This is a genomic window from Prevotella dentasini JCM 15908 (assembly GCF_000614065.1).
GTDB classification, from domain to species: Bacteria; Bacteroidota; Bacteroidia; order Bacteroidales; family Bacteroidaceae; genus Prevotella; species Prevotella dentasini.
This window is the reverse complement of sequence record NZ_BAKG01000001.1, coordinates 59,197-80,711: the sequence shown is the minus strand read 5'-3', so window position 1 is coordinate 80,711 and position 21,515 is coordinate 59,197. Positions and strand designations below refer to the sequence as shown.

General features: G+C 53.3%; 13 protein-coding genes and 5 pseudogenes. 3 read left to right on the top strand and 15 right to left on the bottom strand.

Annotated features, from left to right (window positions below):
- Positions 1-33: 33 nt before the first annotated feature.
- The 4 genes and pseudogenes from JCM15908_RS11335 to pckA form a co-directional block, all read right to left on the bottom strand.
- A pseudogene (locus JCM15908_RS11335) lies at positions 34-647 on the bottom strand (TrmH family RNA methyltransferase).
- A 3-nt stretch (positions 648-650) separates the two neighbouring features.
- Positions 651-1,066: pseudogene (locus JCM15908_RS11330) on the bottom strand (SufE family protein).
- A 2-nt stretch (positions 1,067-1,068) separates the two neighbouring features.
- Positions 1,069-2,322 carry a peptidase U32 family protein gene (locus JCM15908_RS00355; RefSeq protein WP_025001833.1) on the bottom strand — a complete coding sequence of 418 codons (1,254 nt, stop codon included), beginning with the start codon at positions 2,320-2,322 and terminating at the stop codon, positions 1,069-1,071.
- 257 nt (positions 2,323-2,579) lie between these two features.
- Positions 2,580-4,193: a phosphoenolpyruvate carboxykinase (ATP) gene (gene pckA / locus JCM15908_RS00345; RefSeq protein ID WP_025001832.1), complete on the bottom strand. Its 1,614-nt coding sequence runs from the start codon at positions 4,191-4,193 to the stop codon at positions 2,580-2,582.
- A gap of 289 nt (positions 4,194-4,482) precedes the next feature.
- Between pckA and upp the strand changes: the two are divergent.
- A pseudogene (gene upp / locus JCM15908_RS11325) lies at positions 4,483-5,141 on the top strand (uracil phosphoribosyltransferase).
- 379 nt (positions 5,142-5,520) lie between these two features.
- Here upp and JCM15908_RS00330 read toward each other — a convergent pair.
- A complete protein-coding gene (locus JCM15908_RS00330) occupies positions 5,521-6,435 on the bottom strand; it encodes a DMT family transporter (protein WP_025001830.1) in 915 nt (304 codons plus the stop codon).
- Positions 6,436-8,307: 1,872 nt separating this feature from the next.
- Between JCM15908_RS00330 and JCM15908_RS00310 the strand changes: the two genes are divergently transcribed.
- Both JCM15908_RS00310 and JCM15908_RS14740 read left to right on the top strand, forming a co-directional pair.
- Positions 8,308-9,375, top strand: coding sequence for a tetratricopeptide repeat protein (locus JCM15908_RS00310; RefSeq protein WP_025001826.1), 1,068 nt, complete (start codon positions 8,308-8,310; stop codon positions 9,373-9,375).
- The gene (locus JCM15908_RS14740) at positions 9,303-9,872 is read left to right on the top strand and encodes a PilN family protein (RefSeq protein WP_234396333.1); all 570 of its coding nucleotides are present in this window, start codon (positions 9,303-9,305) and stop codon (positions 9,870-9,872) included. Before JCM15908_RS00310 ends, JCM15908_RS14740 begins: the two co-directional genes overlap by 73 nt.
- Positions 9,873-9,977: 105 nt before the next feature.
- Here JCM15908_RS14740 and JCM15908_RS11320 read toward each other — a convergent pair.
- The 10 genes and pseudogenes from JCM15908_RS11320 to JCM15908_RS00250 form a co-directional block, all read right to left on the bottom strand.
- A pseudogene (locus tag JCM15908_RS11320) lies at positions 9,978-11,267 on the bottom strand (L-cysteine desulfidase family protein).
- A gap of 91 nt (positions 11,268-11,358) precedes the next feature.
- Positions 11,359-11,757 carry a hypothetical protein gene (locus tag JCM15908_RS00285; RefSeq protein ID WP_025001822.1) on the bottom strand — a complete coding sequence of 133 codons (399 nt, stop codon included), beginning with the start codon at positions 11,755-11,757 and terminating at the stop codon, positions 11,359-11,361.
- Positions 11,758-11,765: 8 nt separating this feature from the next.
- Positions 11,766-11,903 carry a hypothetical protein gene (locus JCM15908_RS14735; RefSeq protein WP_159101284.1) on the bottom strand — a complete coding sequence of 46 codons (138 nt, stop codon included), beginning with the start codon at positions 11,901-11,903 and terminating at the stop codon, positions 11,766-11,768.
- A 2-nt stretch (positions 11,904-11,905) separates the two neighbouring features.
- Positions 11,906-12,676 carry a diadenylate cyclase CdaA gene (gene cdaA / locus JCM15908_RS00280; protein ID WP_025001821.1) on the bottom strand — a complete coding sequence of 257 codons (771 nt, stop codon included), beginning with the start codon at positions 12,674-12,676 and terminating at the stop codon, positions 11,906-11,908.
- Positions 12,677-12,714: 38 nt separating this feature from the next.
- The gene (gene folP / locus JCM15908_RS00275; RefSeq protein ID WP_025001820.1) at positions 12,715-13,554 is read right to left on the bottom strand and encodes a dihydropteroate synthase; all 840 of its coding nucleotides are present in this window, start codon (positions 13,552-13,554) and stop codon (positions 12,715-12,717) included.
- A gap of 379 nt (positions 13,555-13,933) precedes the next feature.
- A complete protein-coding gene (locus JCM15908_RS00265) occupies positions 13,934-15,943 on the bottom strand; it encodes an AAA domain-containing protein (protein ID WP_025001818.1) in 2,010 nt (669 codons plus the stop codon).
- Between the two features lie 130 nt (positions 15,944-16,073).
- Complete coding sequence (locus JCM15908_RS00260; protein WP_036892455.1) at positions 16,074-16,901, bottom strand: carboxypeptidase-like regulatory domain-containing protein; 828 nt, start codon at positions 16,899-16,901, stop codon at positions 16,074-16,076.
- Between the two features lie 230 nt (positions 16,902-17,131).
- Complete coding sequence (gene metG / locus JCM15908_RS15540) at positions 17,132-17,890, bottom strand: methionine--tRNA ligase subunit beta (protein ID WP_506256106.1); 759 nt, start codon at positions 17,888-17,890, stop codon at positions 17,132-17,134.
- A gap of 153 nt (positions 17,891-18,043) precedes the next feature.
- Positions 18,044-19,194 (bottom strand): annotated as a pseudogene (metG, locus tag JCM15908_RS15535) (methionine--tRNA ligase); the annotation flags it as partial.
- Between the two features lie 555 nt (positions 19,195-19,749).
- Positions 19,750-21,504, bottom strand: a complete 1,755-nt coding sequence (locus JCM15908_RS00250; protein WP_025001816.1) for an RluA family pseudouridine synthase — start codon at positions 21,502-21,504, stop codon at positions 19,750-19,752.
- Positions 21,505-21,515 lie beyond the last annotated feature (11 nt).

Here is a 21,515-nt window from a genome sequence, read left to right as displayed (position 1 = left end):
AAAACGGCTGCTTGATGCAAGCAGCCGTTTTCTTTATTTCATGGCAGTCATCCATCGCTTGGCAAACTCCCAGACGACGATGCCGGCCGTTACGCTGACGTTCAGCGAATGTTTCGTACCGAACTGCGGTATCTCCAGACAGCCGTCGCTCTTGTCCACCACCGTCTGCTTCACCCCTTTCACCTCGTTGCCCAGAATTACGGCGTAGTGAAGAGTGGCCGCAGGGGATTGAAGGCCGGCCCCGGCCACAGACCGGGCACCGATGGATAGAGGAGCCTCCAGCCATTATATGCACCGGCTGCCAGCTCCTGCAACTTCGTAGAACCCTCCACCTGCTCCACGCTATAGACAAAATAGCCCTGCCGGTGCAGCTCGTCGACGGCATCCTCCGTCCGCTCAAAGTACTTCCAGCCGACGGAGTCTTCCCCCCCGAGTGCCGTCTTGTGGATTTCGGCATTGGGCGGCGTGGCGGTGATGCCGCACAGATAGACGGCCTCAACGCGGAAGGCATCGCACGAGCGGAACACGCTTCCGACGTTATACAGCGACCGCACGTTGTCCAAAACGACGACGAGCGGCAGCTTCCCGGCCTCCCTGAACTCCTCAAGGGAAAGGCGGTGCATCTCTATGGTGCGCAGCTTTCTCATGGGCTACTTCATGCTGAAGGCGATGGCGTATGCTTTATCTGCTTCACCATCGATAGCAGGCCGTTGCTGCGCGTGGGGCTGAGATGCTGTCGGAGTCCGATTCGCTCAATGAAGTAGAGGTCGGCATCGATGATTTCCTGTGGCGTGTGATTGCTGATGACGCGCACGAGCAGAGCGATGATGCCCTTGGTGATGAGCGCGTCGGAGTCGGCAGTGAAGACAAGACGGCCGTCCACCATGTCGCACTGAAGCCACACACGGCTCTGGCAGCCGTCTATGAGATTCTGTTCGTTCTTGTATCTTGCGTCCAGTGGTTCCAGATCGTTGCCCAAGTCGATGAGCATCTGATACTTGTCCATCCAGTCCGTGAACTCGGAAAACTCTGCAATAACCTCCTCCTGAAGTTCGTTGATTGTCATAACTATTCTATATTCGTCTTTACTAACTTGTATATCTTGTCGTTCGGACGCACCTTTCCGGGTACGGGGATGGAGATTCGCCACCCTTTCTCGGCTTTCTCCACGGGCTGAAGCTCGTAGCGGATTTCCCCGGCATCAAGTTTCATCACGCCCGTCGTCGTGCCGGTGATGAGCAGATGGTCGCCCAGTTCTATCTCGGAAGCCTCAACGGCAACCTCGGCCACGCCGAGCTTGGAGAAGTATTTGTTAATCTTGCCCACCAGCACCTTCTTCTCGGTAGCCTTGTTGCCATAGTTTCTTGTCCATTCGCCCATGGTCTGGCCCTGATAGTAGCCGTCCCAGAAACCCCGGTTGAAGACGGTGGCGAGACGCTTGTCCCATGCGTCCTTCCTCTCTTCGGTGAAGGTGCCGTCAAGGACGCTCCGAATCGCTTCCTTGTAGCAGCTCACCACGGTATGGACATATTCCGGCCCACGGGCACGACCCTCAATCTTGAAGACGCGCACACCGGCTTTCATCATCTTGTCAATGAAGCGGACGGTCTTCAGGTCTTTCGGGCTCATGATGTACTTGTTGTCTATTTCGAGCTGCTTTCCCGTCTCGTTGTCGGTTACCGTGTAGGAACGGCGGCATATCTGCACACATTCGCCGCGGTTGGCAGAACGGTTGGCGTCGTGCAGGCTCATGTAGCACTTGCCCGAAACGGCCATGCAGAGTGCACCGTGGCAGAACATCTCAATACGTATCAGCTCGCCGCGGGGCCCGCGGACATCCTGCTCCTTTATCTGCCGGTAGACCTCCGCCACCTGCTCCATGTTCAGCTCGCGCGCCAGTACGACGACATCGGCAAACTGGGCATAGAACTTCAGTGCCTCAATGTTCGAGATATTGAGCTGCGTGGATAGGTGAACCTCAACGCCCACCTGCCGGCAATAGACCATCACTGCTACGTCGCTGGCTATCACGGCCGTGATATTGGCCGCCTTGGCAGCATCTATTATCTCGTGCATCGTGCCGATGTCTTCGCCGTAAATGACGGTATTGACCGTCAGATAGGTCTTGATGCCGTACCGGCTGCACGTCGCCGCAATCTCGTTCAGGTCGTCCACGGTGAAGTGGTTGGCCGAATGGGAACGCATGTTGAGCTGTCCGATACCGAAATATACGGAGTCGGCTCCGGCCTGAATGGCAGCCGCAAGGCTCTCGCGCGCCCCGACGGGTGCCATTATCTCAAAGTCTGTTATCTTCTCGTCCATTGTCTGTTTTTATCGGGTGCAAAGTTACACAAAATAATCCGAATCCCCACGCCCTGCGATTTGTTATCTTTCATGCAGTCCGGCAACGGGGAGGAAACTCCGGGAATAGGGATGCGCAGCTGCAGCATGCCCGATTCCGAGGAGCAGGAAGAGCTGTATCGTCACACCACATTTCCATCCGCCCGGCAAGACAAGGAAGCCCGTCCACATACTCGTGGACGGGCTTCCAATTTATCTGTTCTGAAATACCTGACGGCTTAGAGCTGCGGACCAGCTGCTACAAGAGCCTTACCGGCCTCGTTGCCTTCGTACTTCTTGAAGTTCTTGATGAAGCGGGCTGCCAAGTCCTTGGCCTTCTCCTCCCACTGAGCTGCCTCAGCGTAGGTGTCGCGTGGGTCGAGAATCTCGGTAGCGACGCCTTCGAGCTGTGTAGGAACAGTGAAGTTGAAGTAAGGAATCTGCTTTGTCGGGGCAGCGTCGATGGAGTGGTTCAGGATAGCGTCGATGATGCCGCGGGTGTCGCGGATAGAGATACGCTTGCCTGTACCGTTCCAACCAGTGTTTACGAGGTATGCCTTGGCACCGCTCTTCTCCATCTTCTTAACCAGCTCGTCTGCATACTTGGTCGGGTGAAGCTCCAAGAAAGCCTGACCGAAGCAGGCAGAGAATGTCGGAGTAGGCTCGGTGATACCGCGCTCCGTACCAGCCAACTTAGCCGTGAAGCCGGAGAGGAAGTAGTACTTCGTCTGCTCTGCGTTCAGGATAGATACTGGAGGAAGCACACCGAAAGCGTCAGCCGACAGGAAGATAACTTGCTTGGCAGCAGGACCTTCGGATGCAGGACGCTGAATGTTCTTGATGTGATAGATAGGATAAGACACACGGGTGTTCTCGGTAACGCTCTTGTCGGCGAAGTCAATCTTGCCGTCAGCAGCCACGGTAACGTTCTCAAGGAGAGCGTCGCGGCGGATGGCACCGTAGATGTCCGGCTCTGCCTCAGCGTCGAGGTTGATAACCTTAGCGTAGCAGCCGCCCTCGTAGTTGAACACGCCCTCGTCGTCCCATCCGTGCTCGTCGTCGCCGATGAGCTTGCGCTTCGGGTCAGTAGACAGAGTGGTCTTGCCAGTACCTGAGAGACCGAAGAAGATGGCGGTGTTCTCGCCATTCATGTCGGTGTTGGCAGAGCAGTGCATGGATGCCATGCCCTTCAGTGGCAGGAAATAGTTCATCATGGAGAAGATACCCTTCTTCATCTCACCGCCATACCATGTATTGATGATAACCTGCTCCTTGCTTGTTACATTGAAGACAACGGCAGTCTCGGAGTTCAGGCCGAGTTCCTTGTAGTTCTCAACCTTAGCCTTGGATGCGTTGTAAACGATGAAGTCCGGCTCCTGCTCGAAGTCGGCCTCGCTCTGAGGACGGATGAACATGTTCGTAACGAAGTGAGCCTGCCAAGCAACTTCAACGATGAAACGAACTTTCATACGTGTATCCTTGTGAGTACCGCAGAAACCGTCGACAACGAAAAGACGCTTGTTGGAAAGCTCCTTCTGTGCGATTTCCTTAACAGCAGCCCATGTTTCCTTGCTTGCCGGATGGTTGTCGTTCTTGTAGTCTTCAGAAGTCCACCATACAGTATCGTGAGAGTTCTCGTCGTCAACGATGAACTTGTCCTTAGGAGAACGGCCGGTGTAGATACCAGTCATTACGTTGATTGCACCAAGCTCTGTTTCCTGACCTACCTCAAAACCTTCAAGGCCTTCCTTGGTCTCTTCGTTGAACAATACTTCATAAGAAGGGTTGTAGAGAACTTCTGTAGTTCCAGTAATTCCGTACTTCTTAAGTACGCTCTTATCAAACTTTGCCATTTTGTAAAATGTATTTAGTTGAAAAATTATTTTGTACTAATGTTTATTATAAAGGGACTCTTAAAATCCACGGCAAAGGTAGTTAAATTCTAAAGTACACCCAAGACTTACCCACAAAAAAAGCATCAAAGACGCACATCTTTAGGTTAAAGAATTGAAAATTGAGGCACTCTCGTCTACATTTGCAATTCAGACTTTGCAAAAATTATAAGTTTTTCTTACTTTTGCCGAAATTTACGAAACCGGGTAAACGCATACAGCGGCTATTCGACTATCTAAAAGATTAAAAATGGAAATTATCAACTTCTCGGAGCAACACTCCATCATCAATCAGTACATGGCTGAGATACGCGACAAGGACTATCAGAAAAACCGTCTCCTTTTCCGCAATAATGTCATGAGAATAGGCGAGTTTGAGGCTTTTGAAATTTCTAAGACGCTCAACTACGAACAGAAAGATGTCGTTACGCCACTGGGCACCGCCAAGGTGAGCGTACCGACCGACAAGATAGTCTTGGCTACCATCTTCCGTGCGGGCCTGCCGTTCCACAATGGCTTCCTGAACATATTCGACCATGCCGGCAATGCCTTCGTCAGTGCCTATCGCGAATACAAGGATGCCGCTCACCACGAGGTGGGCATCCATGTGGAGTATCTCGCCACACCGGACATCAACGGCAAGACCCTCATCATTGCCGACCCGATGCTCGCTACCGGCGGATCGATGGAGCTGGGCTACAAGGCCATCCTCTCCAAAGGTACGCCCCGGCACGTGCATGTAGCCTGCATGATAGCCTCCCCGGAGGCATCGCCCATATCAGGAAGACCTTCCCCGACAGCACGACGACCATCTGGTGCGCCGCCATCGACGAGGGACTCAACGAACATCAGTATATCGTACCGGGATTCGGCGATGCCGGCGATCTCTGCTACGGAGAAAAGATATAATTCCGAAATATAAGCAAAACAAAAGGGTGGTGATAACCTACGGCTATCACCACCCTTTTAGCGTTTTATCCCATATACGATTATTGCATCAGTTCAGAGAGAATATCTCCAGACAAAGCGTACATGTTACCTCAAGTACTCTTTACACAAAAAGACGATAGCAACCTGTTGCATTTATTATCCTTTTTTATTTTCCATTTTTGCCGTCATGCTGTCAGTTCGACGACATCTTCCTCATTTACAAGCAATTGCAGGCTGACAGAAAGACATGTTTTGACAGCAAGATTACTGTCAGTCAGGGAATACATCCATTCAGTAATACATTCACCGACACCCATCTGCTCCACGATGAAAGTGCGAATACAGGAGAAATTCCCATCTATGACTTTCCCTTGTTGATAATGTAGATACCCGTTGTTGCCAAAGCTCCTGCCACGGCATATTTCCAATAGAATGTTTCGTTGAGGCAGATACATGAGGTAACGGCACCAACCACCGGAATGAGCGAATTGTAAATCGCCACCTTGCCCACGGGGTTGCAGGTGAGCAACTTATTGTAGAGCGTAAAACCGATAGTGCTGATGGCTATGAGCAATAAGAGGTAGAAACCTCCGGCAAGCGTGATTTGCGGCAGGATGCCACCCATCAGCAGGCCGGACACCACTAACAGCAATCCGCCCACGGCCAGAGAGATGCCCGTCCCCACAAAGACATCTACGCGCTTTCCCAGTCCGCGGGTGAGGAGTGATGCTGCTGCACCGCACAGGGCATTGAGTATAATCATGCCGTCGCCCAACCATGTGAACTGTCCGCTCTCCTTGCCTCCTAAGTTCAGTGAGAGAATTCCGGCAAAACCAACAGCACAGCCAACGAGCTTGCGACTTGTCATCCTGTCGCTGGCAAAGAAAAGGCAGGCGAAGACAACCACGCAAAATACGCTCATAGAGTTGAGGATGGCAGCGCGTGCACCTTGACTGTGCGACAGCCCGAAATAGAAGAAGGCATAGTGAAGCGTGGTGTTCGTCAACGCAAACAGCAACAAATACCACCAGTCGCCGGTCTTGCGAATGTGAAAACTTCGCTTGACAGATTGCGCCACGGCAAGAATGATAAATCCCGAAAAGCTGAAGCGTATGCCGGCAAACAGCATTTTGCCACCGGTCATGTCGGGGGATATGCCAAATTCGGCAAAGCCTAACTTAATGAGAGGATACGCCCAACCCCATGCCACGGCAGCACTGAGGGCGAAAATAGTAACCCACAGGGGACGTTGAAATATGCTTTTGTTATCCATCACGATAGAATTGTGGGTACAAAGGTAACTATTTTACGCCACATTCCACGACTGATACATAAGCAAACACCATTCATTATGTCTTAATCACAGGCAAAAAACAAATTGTAGCCTTATACCGAACTCACGTTGATGATGTCTCCGCAAATGTCGGCTCTGTTAAGAATTCCAGAAATACTCTATTAGCATACAGCCAATGCAGACCAAGGACACAACTATCAGGCGCATCGCTATGGCAATTCGTGAAACCTTGTCACTATGTCTTTTCCATTTTAGGCAGAAATAGATAAGCTCGTAAATAATCAGTCCCGTGAAAAGAGCGTAAACGATAATATGTCCAATACCATGAATCCCACTTAGCCAACTTGGCAATTCTCCATTCAGCTCAGCTTCATGTGCATACTTTGCGAGTACCAACACCAGAGAAAATATCAAAATCTCGAAAAACGATTTTTTATTAATTGATAATTTCATATATTATTTTATTATTAAAAATTTATTTTGCTGACTACAAAATTATTACAACAAAGAAAAACCACAAAATAATTTCAAAACTTTTTTTCGTGAGTGTTACATTTTCAAAATGGGATATAACACTGAACATCAAACATTTACACCCAAAAATACATCTTTTTACCCTAAAAAAATGTAACAAAAGTCCATCCTTTTTCACGTAAAACAGGCAAAGAAAGAATCCTTTTTCTTCACTTTCTCTTATTTTTGCTATCGCAAAGTCTTCATTCTGATGAAACAAATATTTATCTTTTTATGTGTCGTTATCTTTTTGATGGTGTGTCAACGCAATGCTATTCTTGACAATTACTGGCGAAAGGTATTCCTTTTGGCAACTATGAATGGATTTTGCGGCAACTACAATCTGGTACTTCTATACGACAAAAAACTCTTGAGACAGCCCGCAGGAACAGGCACTATGCCTGTCCGAAAAACGAATAGACGGAGAATGTTTACGGGAAAGACGGAGGATAGTAGGCTGCCACTTACATGTAAGGACAGACGCGAATGTCTGTCCTTACAAGCAAAGTAAATCGTCTAGGGGTTAACGAAGACTATCATTTTAATATGACGTAAGCCTGATATAATCATACAAAACTTTCTATTTTATGAATTGTTGTCCTATACCGAACTCACGTTCTGACGACATCTTCACAAAGGCCTGCCCTGCTAAGAAAACCAGAAATGCTCCATCAGCATACAGCCAATACAGGTAAGAATCATCAACCCATATTTCACGCCTAAGAAGATACGCATGTATTTATCCCGTTTCTTTCTCCATCCTCTATAAAAATAGAACGTTTCATACAGAATAGTTCCTATAAATATACTATAAACAACGACATTCTTGGCTTGGTCTACCCAGACAGACCCCGTCGTAAGCCCGGAGTAATCAAGCAACCAGCTGATGAATATTAAGATTATGGGGATATTCCAAAGATTGGAATATACTTTCTCACTTTTTGATACTTTCATAATTGATGTTTTTCTGTTTATTTGTTAGTTGATGTTTCCGAACTCAATTCGTCATTAGAATTGCATGACACAAACAAGGTTGCTGTTAAGACAGCAATTAAAAGATACTTTTTCATTTTTAATTAGTTAGATTTTTGTTTTGTTGACTACAAAATTATTCTGACAAAGAAAAACTACAAAATATTTTCTAATCTTTTTTCTTGAGTGTTACATTTTGAAATACAGTATAATATACTGATAATCAAATTAGTACATTCTGTTTTTTATGTTTTTTGCACCTTAAAAATGTAACAAAAATCCATCTGTTTTCACGTAAAACAGACAAAGAAAGGATTCTTTTTCTTCACTTTTTCGTACTTTTGCAATCGCAAAATCTTCATTCTCATGAAACAAATATTTATCTCTTTATGTGTCGCCATCTTCCTGATAGGATGCCAACACAACGCCGTCATTGACAAACACCTGCTACGCATAGACTCTTTTTATCAAGAAGATTTCAAGGATAGTGCCAACATCCTGTTAAATAAAGTGGACACCACAACGCTGTCTCCTGAAGACAAAAGGTATTTCTATCTGCTGAAAGCCATGCAAGACTATTCCATGGAAAACCAAAAAGCGTCGTTCGTTCACCTGAATGAAGCAGAGAGACATTACAAGAAGACAAGAAACAGCCTAAAACTCTTTAAAACCTATCTCTGCAAGGTGAAACTTTACAGCATAAAAGGAGAATACGTAGAAGCTGCAAGATACGGGAAAGAGGCTGAACGCATCGCCGAGGAAAAGAAAGACAACGAACTACTGGCAAAAGCGTATTCCTTTATGGCAACTCTGAACGGATTTAGCGGCAACTACAATCTGGCACTTCTATACGGCAAGAAAACTCTCGAGACAGGCCGCAGGATGGGCAACAAGAGATGGATAGGATTTGCACTTGACAACATAGCCTGCACTTTTCAGGACATGGGTGAGACAGACAGCTGCCAAGCCTATATTGCCCGTTCTATGGAATACGTACGCTTCATGCCCAAACACGAACAGCCGTGGCTGATAAACAACATAGGAACATACTACACTCAAAAGGGCGACTACAAGAAAGCGGAGGCCTACTTCCTGCAAGCCATCGGACAAGACCCGCAACCGCTGTTCGTCGGCAATCTTGCAAACATATATCAGGAGCAGGGAAGACTGTCCGAGGCCGAGAAGCTATGGACACGGCCTTGGCTGCCAAAGATTCTGAAACAAGGCTGTTCGGCTTGGAAGCATACGCAGAATGGCTGCACAAGAACGGCAGAACAGAAGATGCGCTCAATATGCAAGAACACATTCTTGCCCTCCGCGACAGCATCACACACAAGCAACACGCGGAAGCCGTGCAGAAAGTGCAGGAAGAATACGACCAAGGCATTGCCCAAGCCCGGCTTTGGCACTACATCTACCTCTCCGTTTCCGTGATTCTCCTGATTGTCATCGTTGCCATCCTCCTGCACCATCGGCACCAGCAGCGGATAGAGAAGATGAAAAGGGCCGTCAGCGAGAGCCAGGCACTGGTCAATGCCCACCTCTACCGCATCGAAGAACTGGAAAAACAGGGAGCCGACGGGAGCAAGGAGGCGAAACAGCTGCGAAAGGAAATAGAGACCATACGTCAGCGGCAAGGCGAGATGATTGCCAACGGCAAAGAGCGGTACGAGGAAATCGTCCGTGGCGGAACGACTATAAAATGGCACAAGAAAGACTTCACAGACTTTGCCGAATACTATCAGATTCTCAACGCCTCCTTCATCCTATCCCTGCGCTATGCCCACCCGAAGCTGTCGCCCCGTTCGTTTTTCTTCCTTATCCTGCTGAAAAAACGATACGAGAAGGAAGACATCAAGCACATCATGGGCATGTCGGACAATGCCTATCGGACGATGAAATCGAGAGTAGGCGAAGAAGACGCATCCTGATGCCACCTGCCAGAAAGCAAGGGCCTCCCGTATCCGGATACGGGAGGCCCTTGTCAGTTGCCATGACGGCAGTTTTCCTATTGCATGAATATCATCGGCAGACCGTCAGCAGCCTCCCTTGTGGGTCATGATGTTGAGCACCATGTCGTCGGTAGCACACATGGCATCCTTGCCGATATTGGTCAGGTTGTGGATGGAGCGGTCTACGTCGTCGTCGATGATTCCCTCTGCCGAGGTAACGAACTTGCCCTCCATGGCCATTGTGCAGAGAGAACGGCAGTCGATACTCCCGACGAAATCTTGAGCGAACAGCTGGGCTTTGCCCCGTCGCATATCATGCCCGTTATGTTGGCTATCATGTTCTTCACCGCGTGGCAAGCGTTCTCGTAGCTGCCTCCCATAAGATAGGTGATTCCGCAGCTCGACCCGATGCTTGCCACGACGCATCCGCAGAGAGCCGAAAGTGCGCCAAGGCTCTGTTTGATGTAGATGGCCGTCAGGTGGCTGAGGGTCAGCGCACGTATCAGCTCTTCCGGGGTGTTCTTGTTTTCCTTGGCAAACACGGCCACGGGATTGGTGGCGCAGATGCCTGATTTCCCGAACCGCTGTTGCTCATGACGGGTATCAGCGCGCCTCCCATACGGGCATCGCATGCCGAAGCCGTCTTGGCGATGATGTGCGAATAGATGCTGTCGCCAAAGATACCGCGGCTGAGCGGACGGTCCATCACCTTTCCGAGGCAGTGGCCGTAGTTCCCCTTGAGCGACTCTGAGGCAGCGCGGAGATTGTACCGCTTGGCTTCAATGATGAACTTTATCTCGTCTACGGGTGTCGTGGTGGCGAAATCCCATACGGTGCGCAGGTTCAGCTCGGGCTGCTGTGCCTGTTCCGTCGCCTCGCTGGCAGCATTGCAGTCGAGCAGTACCTTGTCGTCGAGCCGCTCGAAGATGAAGTTCGTGTGGCTGCCGGAAATGATGGCGGTAGCTTGTGTCCCCCGGCCTCACAGTCGACCTCAATATACAACTTCTCGGAAATTCCCATCTTGAGGCTGATGGAGATATGGTCGCCGGCCATGTATTGCTTGCCCTCTTCGAGAGTCTCGGGGGTAAGGTCCTTGATGACTTCGAGCTTGTACTCCGACTTTCCTATCAGCGCGCCCAGCGATACGGCTATGGGCAGGCCTATCATGCCGGTTCCGGGGATTCCCACGCCCATGGCGTTCTTCAGGATGTTGGCGGAAAGCTGAAGGGTGATTTTCTCGGGGCGTCTGCCCAGCAGTTCTGTCGCGCGGGCGGTACACAATGCCACCGCCATCGGCTCGGTACAGCCTACGGCAGGAACCACCTGCTGCTGTATCAGTCTGATAATCTGTTCTCTGATGTTTTTCTCAAGCATAATGTTTGTCTTAGGTTTCGATGGTACAAAAATAGTCAAAAGAATACAAACCGCAAAGTCTTACGGCAATATATTTTCGATATTGGTCTCCCTACAGGCCTATTTGGGCCAGTTCTGCGCGCAGGGCAGCCATTTTCTGCTGCCGTTCTATGGAGAATGTGCTGCCGTTTTCCTCCACGTAGTCGAAGAGGCGGTAGGCTTTCTCCATGAGCATCCGGCGCAGTACCGGCGTCTTCAGCAAGGCCTCGGCGTAGAGCAGCTCTGCCACCATGCCGATGCGGTCTGTCCGCTCCTCGTCGTTCCATTGCTCGGAGGCATAGGTCAGGAGTTCTTCTACGCTGCAATTGCGCAGCAGCTCATAGTCGCCCACGTACTGACGGTAGAGTTCCCTGAGGTCGTCGTCCTTGTCGTCTTTCTTCTTTTCAAGGAAAAGGGCCAGTGCGGCCGCAAACTCCTGTAGTATTCTGATGAAATAATCTCGTTGCAGCATATTGTATTTTATTGATTGAACAATGCTTCCCGTATCTCGCCCGTGGAGTTTTCGGACAGGGCATCCGTGGGGTATCGCCCTGCTCCGCGGGCGGTATCGGGGACACGGGATGAAGGAGACTGCCTGCGGAGGATTCCCACCGGCACGGCTATCCCCTCATGTTGTCGGTCAGGATGCTTTCGAGCTGCTCTGCCGAAAGGCGCAGCTGAAACTCCCCGTGCAGTGCCGTGCTGATGCGCCCCGTCTCTTCGGACACGACGATGGCAAGGGCGTCGGAATCCTGCGATATGCCCATGGCGGCACGGTGGCGGAGACCGAGTTCCTTGGGAATGTCCTGCTTGTGGCTCACGGGCAGTATGCAGCCGGCAGCCTTGATGCGTTTCTTCGATATGACCATCGCACCGTCGTGGAGGGGCGAGTTCTTGAAGAAGATGTTTTCTATGAGCCGCTGGTTGATGCGTGCGTCTATCAGGTCGCCCGTCTCCACAATGTCCTCCAGCATGACTCCGCGCTCTATCACTATCAGCGCGCCTACCTTGCCGCGGCTGAGGTTCATGCACGCCATCACGATGGGCATAATGGTTTCCTTGTCTACCTCGTCCTTGCGTGCTCCCGTGAAGAACTGCATCAGCCCCTTCAGCTTGCCGTGGGCACCAAGGCTGTAGAGGAAGTGGCGTATCTCTTCGAGGAAGAGCACGACGAGACCGATGACGCCCACCGAGACGAGCTTGTCCATGATACTACCGAGAAGACGCATCTCCAGCACTTGGCTGACTATGAGCCACACGATGACGAAAACCATGATGCCGATGAAGATGTTCAGCGACCGCGACTCTTTCATCAGACGGTAGATATAGTACAGCATGAGTGCCACGAGGACTATATCTACAATGTCTTTAATGCCAAATTCAAAAAACATGGGAACCGTTCTTTTTTATTCTCCTTCCTCTTGGGACACTACTTCCGGCTGTCTCTCATCTTCCCGACTATCCTCACTGCCTCTGCCGCTGCACGGACATCGTGTACGCGCAGGATGGCAGCACCCTTCAGCAGGGCTATGGTGTTGAGCACGGTCGTGCCGTTCAGGCTCTCTTCCGGGGTGATGCCGAGCAGCTGGTGTATCATTCTCTTGCGGCTGATGCCGACCAGAAGCGGAAGCTCCATGACGTGCAGGCGTTCCATCTCGCCAAGGAGGGAATAGTTGCCGTCTACGGGGCCTTTGCCGAAGCCGAAGCCCGGGTCGAGGATGATGTCTTTCTGCCCGAGCGACCGCAGCTGCTGAACCTCACGGGCAAAACCTGCGAGCATCTCCTCCAGCGTGGCTGCCGTCGACATAAGGATATAGGGCACGCCCAGTTCCGCCACGGTGCGGAACATTGCGGGGTCTCTCCCCTCCTCCACGTCGTTGATGATGTCGGCTCCGAACTCCTCTACCGTTCTCCGGGCCACCGACGCGCGGAAGGTGTCTACCGAGATAACGGCATCGGGCTGCGCCTCCCTGATGACGGGGAGTGCCATGGCAAGCCGCCGCATCTCCTCCTCCTCGTCCACAACATCGCCGCCCGGACGCGTGGAGCAGGCACCTACGTCTATAATCCTGCCGCCTTCTGCCATAATCTGATTGGCTCTGGCACGGATGGCCTCTGCCGTCTGCACTCTGCTGCCGGCAAAGAAAGAGTCGGGCGTAACGTTGAGTATGCCCATCACGCAGGGACGGCTGAGGTCGAATAACCGTCCACGGACGTTCATCGTATAGTCTGTCGGGCGTATGCCTGTTGTTGGTTGGGTATTTTCCATAACGGCAAAGTTAGTGCAAATCCTCCACAATGCAAAGGATTCTCCCCGTTTTTCATTGCTGCATTAATAAAAATTAGGGCGGCGCACCCAAGGTAAGGCTGTTTCGGCAAGCTGTCAAGGGGCATGCACAGCCTGCCGCTTGCAGCCCGGGAGGGGGAAATCTGCCCTTTCTGTCAGCACCGCTCCGACCTCCAGAACCGGCAGGAAATGCAGCCGCAGGAACAGGAAAAATCGGCCGAACATAAACAGCTGATTGTCAACACGATAGGAACGACGCAGCGAAAGCGGCACTTTGACCGTGCGAAACGGGCTTGTCCGCATGGTCAAAGTGCCGCTTTCGTCAGGCGGACAAGCCGGAACGGTTCTCCCTGTCTGCCGGTCAGTCGGCCTCGCGGCATATTCCCTGTATGTACTCAAACAGCTTTTTGTAGAACGGATGGCGCGACATCGTGGCCGCACTGCCCAGAATGATGAGCTTCATCCGGGCACGCGTGATGGCGACATTCATGCGGCGGAGGTCGCGGAGGAAGCCTATCTGCCCGTCTTCGTTGGCACGCACGAGGGAGATAAGAATGACATCGCGCTCCTGTCCTTGGAATCCGTCGACGGTATTCACGCTGACAAGACGGCGGTAGGGCCTGAAGAACTCACGCTTCCTGATGAGACCGCGGAGGTATTGCACCTGTGCGCGGTAGGGAGAAATAATGCCTATGTCTATCTGCTCGTCGAGGACTCGCTGCCTGCCTATCTTCGTCAGATAGTCTTCGAGGGTCTTCAGCGTCAGCTCCGCCTCGCCCTTGTTGATGCGCCCGAAGCTCTCGCCCACAAACTGCTCGTGGAAGGAGGACGCGCCCGGCTTGTTTCCGTCTCCGGCCGGCGGGAGGGCAGGTTGCTCAACGGTGTTCTGAGAGTGCCCTGACGGCGTGTCGGTACTGCTCCGGGCGATGCCCTGCGCTGCCGCGGCTTCGTCCGACGTGTCTATCCAGACCATCGGGTGGTCGTAGTCGAGTATGCCGCGGTATCTGATTTGCGGTGCACTCTCCACCTCGCCGCGGTAGAACCAGTCTGACGAGAAACGCATGATTTCTTCATTCATCCGATACTGCACCTTCAGGAGCGTAACCACCTCGGGCTTGTTCGCCACAATGCGCTCCATAAGCGTTTTTCCCAATCCTGCCTGCAAGGCGGCAAAGCTCTTCACCGTAGGCGGAAGCTGGCAATGGTCTCCGGCAAAAACGACGCGCGACGCCCTGCGGATGGGAATCCAGCAGGCGGCTTCCAAAGCCTGTGCCGCCTCGTCGATGAAGAGGGTGGCAAACTTCTGCCCCTCCATCACGCGGCTGTTGGACCCCACAAGGGTGGAGGCAACGACGCGCGCTTCGGCAAACAGCTCGGCATTGATGCGTATCTCCAGTTCCGTGGCGCGGCTCTTGAGCCGGTCGAGCTTCTGATGGAAGTTTTCCGACCCGTTCCTGCGGCCGTTCCGCAGCTGCCGGACGGCCTTACGGATGGCCCATAGCTGCGGATAGTCGGGGTGGGATTCAAACCTCCGCTCGTAGGTGAAGGCGAGCATCTTGTCGTTGACACGGCTCGGATTTCCTATGCGCAGCACGTTGATACCGCGGTCGACGAGCTTCTCGCTAATCCAGTCGACGGCCATATTGCTTTGTGCACAGACCAAGACTTGGCTCTCGCGCATCAGCGTCTCATTGATTGCCTCGACGAGAGTGGTTGTCTTTCCCGTTCCGGGAGGGCCGTGTACGACGGCTACGTCCTTTGCCCAAAGTACCTCGTTGACCGCCTTTTCCTGTGTCGGATTCAGCCACGGGAGGCGCAGGGGAGCGAAGGAAAACCTGCCGGCCTTTTGCCGCGAATAGAAGAGGTCGCGGAGATAAGCCAGCCGCGTGCCCTTCGCCTTGATGGCGCGGTCGAGCGCGTCGAACATCATCTGGTAGCTTGTCTCGTCGAAAGAGAGTTGGCAGCCCACTGGGTCGGTCGCGCCTTGCAGTTCCGGCAGCGGAGCGGAGTCGGGAACGGCCACAACCATGCGGTCGCCGTCGACGTATGATACCGTGGCAGTGAAGGAATAGTATCTGAGAGGGGCTTTGTCGCCCTCTCCCTGCCTGAAGAAGAGAAGCGGACGGCCGAACTCAAAGTTGTGCTCTATGTCTTGGTCGCGGGTTCGGAAAACTTCCACGCAGAGCTGATTCATCCCGTTGTAGAATCGTTTTCCTACCTTTAGCGGAAACCATGCGTCGCCCCGCTTCACCTTTCTCCGCATGCCGATGGCCTCGGTCTGCTTCCGAAAGGTTTCTTTTTCGGCATAATATTCCATCTGGAGCAGCATCCGCTGCCGCTGTAGTGCCTGTATGGGAGAGTCTTGTTGCATGAGAGAATGAATGATAAGGGGGAGAAGCCGGCTTCAGAACGCTGTCCGGCGGTTTTCCTCCCGAATGGTACAGGTTGCCGTTTGGGCTTGTCGGCATAGGGCGGCAGCCGATGCCGCAACGCAGTAGTGCCTATCGGCCGACATACTTTTGGCGTTCCAGATAGTACACTCCTTCACCTTCGTCGCCCGTCCGTGTGTCTTTCAGGTGGATATTGAAGGTTGTATAGGGTGTGGAAGACCATTTCCGGGGCATGCTTACCGTCAGCAAATAGGCGTTGCAATATTCGTTTGCATTGACATACTCCTTGATTTCTTGCTTCAAGAGCACTTTCACCAGCTCACCGTCTATCCATACCTTGGTTTCCAGTTCGGAGGCAGGCGGTGCCCATTGCAGCAATTGGGCATCGGGGGCAAGGGCTTCTGTCGTGCTGTTGTCCGTGTCGGAAGCATGCAAGCTCTTCCCCGGCCCAACCTCAATGTTACGTGTCAGCGACATGGGGCGCACGTAGATGACAAACGTCGGCGTGGCACCCTGCACATTAAAGGCATTGATACCATATACCTCCATGCGGTGATAGCGGATGTTGAACGTCGTGTCGCGGTCGGCAACAAAGTTCCATGCCCAGAACTCCAACCGCTGCTTGTCGGCCGGGAAGGGCTTCTCCACGTGTGGATAAGACGGCATATAGAGGGCCGTCATGGCATAATAGGTTCCTTTCCTTATCCTTGCGGAATAGTAGCCGTCCTGATTGGTCAGCACCTCCTTGATGCCCGAGAAACTCGGAGACATCCATCCAACCGAGCAACTGTCCACAGGATTTCCGCTGAAGTCGGTTACCCGTCCGCTGACGGTTACGGAGTCTTCTCTGCCGGGAGCTGAAACGGAACAGCCGTCGCCTGCCATGCAATTGTTGACGGAGACGAACAAGAACATCCATATAAGAATATTTGCCTTCATGTCTTTTTGCTTTGCTGCAAGGATAAAGATATTCTTGCAACGGCAAAGATACCTATTTCCACGGACTCTGGCAAGCATCCGTGACGAAAAAAGCAACCAGTCTATTCCTTGGAATGTGCTGGTTGCCTTTTCTTTTTATATCTTCTCCGTCCCCATACCCACTATTCAGACCCTCCTCTTTAAGGGACAGGATGGTTGCGGACGGCTGGATGCGATGCTTGAGACGGGTATTATCCCACCTGACTTCCCGGCTTTACCTCGCCCAAGGTAGTTGTTACGGAGAGCGAACCGTCGAAATTGACAGCAGAGAGAATCATTCCCTGACTCTCAATGCCCATCATCTTGCGGGGCGCAAAGTTCGCTACGAAAAGGACATCCTTGCCCGTCAGCTGTTCCGGCTCGTAGTAGGCGGCTATTCCGCTGAGGATGGTGCGCTCCTTGCCCGAACCGTCGTCGATGGTGAACTGAAGGAGCTTCTTGCTCTTCTTCACCTTCTCGCACCTGACAATATGGCCCACCCGTATGTCGAGCTTCTCGAAGTCGTCGAACGGAATCTCCGCCTTGACGGGTTCAGCCTTGTAGCCGGAAGCCTCATTCTCCTTCTTTGTGTCGGCGAGCTTCTGCAGCTGGGCCTCGATAGCCCCGTCCTCAATCTTCTCAAAGAGCAGTTCCGGCTCGGCAAGCTGCTTTCCGGCAGCGAGCAGGTCGGTGCTTCCGAGCTCGCTCCAGTCGTAGTCCGTCATGTTAATCAGCTCGCGCAGCTTCCTGCTGCTGAACGGAAGGAACGGCTCAAAAGCGATACTGAGGTTGGCAACGAGCTGGAGCGAGATGTAGAGAATGGTCTCCACGCGCTTCGGGTCGGTCTTCCATACCTTCCACGGCTCGCACTCGGTGATGTACTTGTTTCCGATTCGGGCGAGGTTCATGGCCTCCTTCTGTGCCTCGCGGAACTTGAAGGCATCGAGATATGCCTCTACCTTTGTCTTCACATCCTTGAATTCCTGAATGGCCTGACGGTCGGTCTCCTGCAGCTCCCCGCATGCCGGCACCACGCCGTCCCAATACTTCTTGGTCAGTTGCAGCGCGCGGTTGACGAAGTTTCCGTATATTGCCACCAGCTCGGAGTTGTTGCGCTCCTGAAAGTCTTTCCACGTGAAGTTGTTGTCCTTGGTCTCCGGGGCGTTGGCCGTGAGCACATAGCGCAGCACATCCTGCTTGCCTTCGAAATCGCGCAGGTACTCGTGCAGCCAGACCGCCCAGTTCTTGCTCGTCGAAATCTTGTCGTCCTCAAGGTTGAGGAACTCGTTTGCCGGCACGTTGTCGGGCAGAATATAGTCGCCGTAGGCTTGAGCATGGTGGGGAAGATAAGGCAGTGGAAGACGATATTGTCCTTTCCGATGAAGTGAACCAGACGCGTCTCCGGGTCTTTCCACCACTTCTCCCAGTTTCCGAAGCGTTCCGGATCGCGTTCGCACATCTCCTTGGTGTTGGAAATATAGCCAATCGGCGCATCGAACCAGACGTAAAGTACCTTGCCTTCCGCATCCTTTACGGGTACGGGAATACCCCAGTCGAGGTCGCGGGTCATCGCGCGCGGCTGCAAATCCATGTCGAGCCAGCTCTTGCACTGACCGTAGACGTTGGACCGCCACTCCTTATGCCCGTCGAGAATCCACTGTTTGAGCCACTCCTGATACTCGTTCAGGGGCAGGTACCAGTTCTTGGTCTGCTTCATGACGGGCTGTGAACCCGAAATCGTAGAGTGGGGATTCTTCAGCTCCATGGGCGAAAGGTCGCTGCCGCACTTCTCGCACTGGTCGCCGTAGGCATTGGGGTTGCCGCAGTGGGGGCACTCGCCCATGATGTAGCGGTCGGCAAGAAACTGGTGCGCCTCCTCGTCGTAATACTGCTCCGACACCTGCTCGGTCAGCTTTCCGTCGTCGTACAGCTTGCGGAAGAAGTCGGAGGCAAACTTGTGGTGCGTCTCGCTCGTCGTGCGGCTATACACGTCGAACGAGATGCCGAACTCCTCAAAGGAGTCCTTAATCATCTTGTGGTAGCGGTCGCAGACGTCCTGCGGCGTGATGCCTTCCTTCTTGGCGCGGAGGGTAATGGGCACTCCGTGCTCGTCGCTGCCGCCGATGAACACTACCTCGCGCTTCTTCAGCCGGAGGTAGCGAACGTAGATGTCGGCCGGAACATACACTCCGGCAAGATGACCTATATGCACACCGCCGTTGGCATAGGGCAGGGCCGCCGTTACGGTGGTGCGCTTGAATTTCTTTTCTTCCATACTGCTTGATTGTTATTTATGTGCTGCAAAGTTACTGCAAATAACAGAAACGACAAAAGAAATGGGACGAAAAGGCGAGCAAGAAACTATCGGACGGCATCTGCCTGCCTTTCACGGAAACGGACAGCCGCACCGTCAGACCGATTATTTCACAATATCTTATCAAAATCGACAGACATGCTTGACCGACAAGGGCAAAGCCCACAACGAAAACCCGGCATCCGCCATGCCCTCACGGCGATGCCGGCAGGCGGGCACGGCATCCCACGCAGGGCGGTTCTGCCTGCCGGGATTCCTCCATGCCCGGCCCCGGAAACCCAGCCCGGAATGGCGGCAAGGCGAAAGTGCCGCTTTCGCATGGTCAAAGTGCCGTTTTCGCATGGTGAAAACGGCACTTTCGCTGAACGGAAACGGTACTTTCGTTTTACGGCTGTCCCGATGCGGACTTTTCGCCCCAACAGCCTGTTGCCGCCAAGGGGCGGAAATCATCAGTTCATGCAGGAAAGTCTGTCTGTTGACAACGGAAGAAACAGGACGTCAGTCTTCCGGAAAAAATCATGCAATGGGATTAGACGGCTCGGAGAAAAATTCGGTATCGGCAGGCGAGGACATCCGCATGGTCTTGCCGCTGACGGGATGCACAAACTCCAGATACCCGGCATGGAGATACAGACGGGCGGCACGCGTCCCGTAAAGGGTATCGCCCAAGATGGGCGCAGACAGGCCGTCGGGATGCGCACAATGGACGCGCAGCTGATGGGTGCGTCCCGTCAGCGGACGGAGTTCCACGCACACGGCTTCCGGGACGCGTGGGTCAGGGAGGGGAACACGCCCCTTGATTGTATAATGTGTGATGGCAGGCTTGCCCCGTTCGGGGTCTACCACCTGACGGGGACGGTCGGCCGGGTCGGGGCGCAAGGGCAGGGAAATGGTTCCCGAGGAGGGTATCCGGCTGCCGAGGAGCGATACGGGCAGGAGGGCGGTATAGCGTTTGCGGACGGTGCGTGCCCTGAACTGTGCCTGCAACTGCCGGTGAACCGACTTCGTCCGTGCCACAACGAGCAGTCCGCTCGTCGCCATGTCGAGCCGGTGAACGATAATCGGGCCGCCGGCATCGGGCCAACGCTCCTGCATGATGGTATAGACCGACTCGCGGCGGCTGCGTCCCGGGACACTCAACATGCCCGACGGCTTGTTGACCACAGCGAGATAGTCGTCCTCGTAGAGTATTTCCAGTTGACGGCAACTGCTCTCCCCGGCTTCCTCCCCGGCCCAGTCCACCCCTTGCAGCATCCATTCGAGAATGGGCTTGCACTTCCCGTTGCAGGCCGGATAGAACTGGCCGTGCTGCCGGATTTCCGTCTTCGGGGGTCTGCCCCACCAGAACATGGCCATCGAGACAGGACGGAAACCGTGGGAAAAGGCGTATTGCAGGAGCTTAGGCTCGCAACATTCGCCTGCCCCCGAGGGAGGGAGAAGGCTGTCGGGAGACTGGCTGGCAAAGATTTCAGGCCGCAATGCCGAAACCGCTGCCGCACGCTGCCGGGCAGGACTGTTGCGGAGATAATATCCGCGGAATATATCGAGCAGGCTTTTCTGCTCTCCACGGGCGTTGAGAAGGACAAACTGCGCAAAGAGCCAGCGTTGCAGGCTGTCCGACTTCCGCTTGCGCAGCAGCTTCAGCGCCGTTATCTCGGCCTCGACAGCCTCCACGGCTTCCTCGGCATCCCGAATCTGTCGGGCGAAGGCGGTTTTCGTGCGGTGCAGCTCCGCCTTCAGAAACTGGCTCTGGCGCGTCAGCTCCTCTTTTTCCGCCTCGGAGAGGAACGCCTCCCTGCGCCGCTGGTCGCGCAGCAGCTTGGCAGCCGCAACAATGCTCCGCTTCTTTTCTATTTCCACCTCGGCTTCCCTGCGGACGGAGGCAAGCCGACGACGGGCCGACTGGCAACGCTCGGAGTGCGAAAGTGCCGCTATCCGTTCGTTGACAAGGCTTATCTCGGCCTCGTGCGTCTTGAAATGGCCGCCGGGCGCAAGGTAGTCGAAGACAGGAGGAACGAAATCGTCGGACGGAACATCCATCTGCCCCGAATAGGCCTGCAAGTATCCGAGCACGCCATCGGCCTCCACGACCATCACCCCGTACATCTTGCCTTCCGAGGTTGCCGGCAACGTAGCCTGAAGCTGCCGGGCAGCCAATCGGCACAGCCCGTCTGGCTCGTAGCAGAAGGGATTGTTGAACAGTCTCGGCCGCAACTCCTCCAGTTCGGAAGGAGCAACGGAGAGGTCGGAAAAGGGATGAAATGCCGTCATGTGTGCAAGGT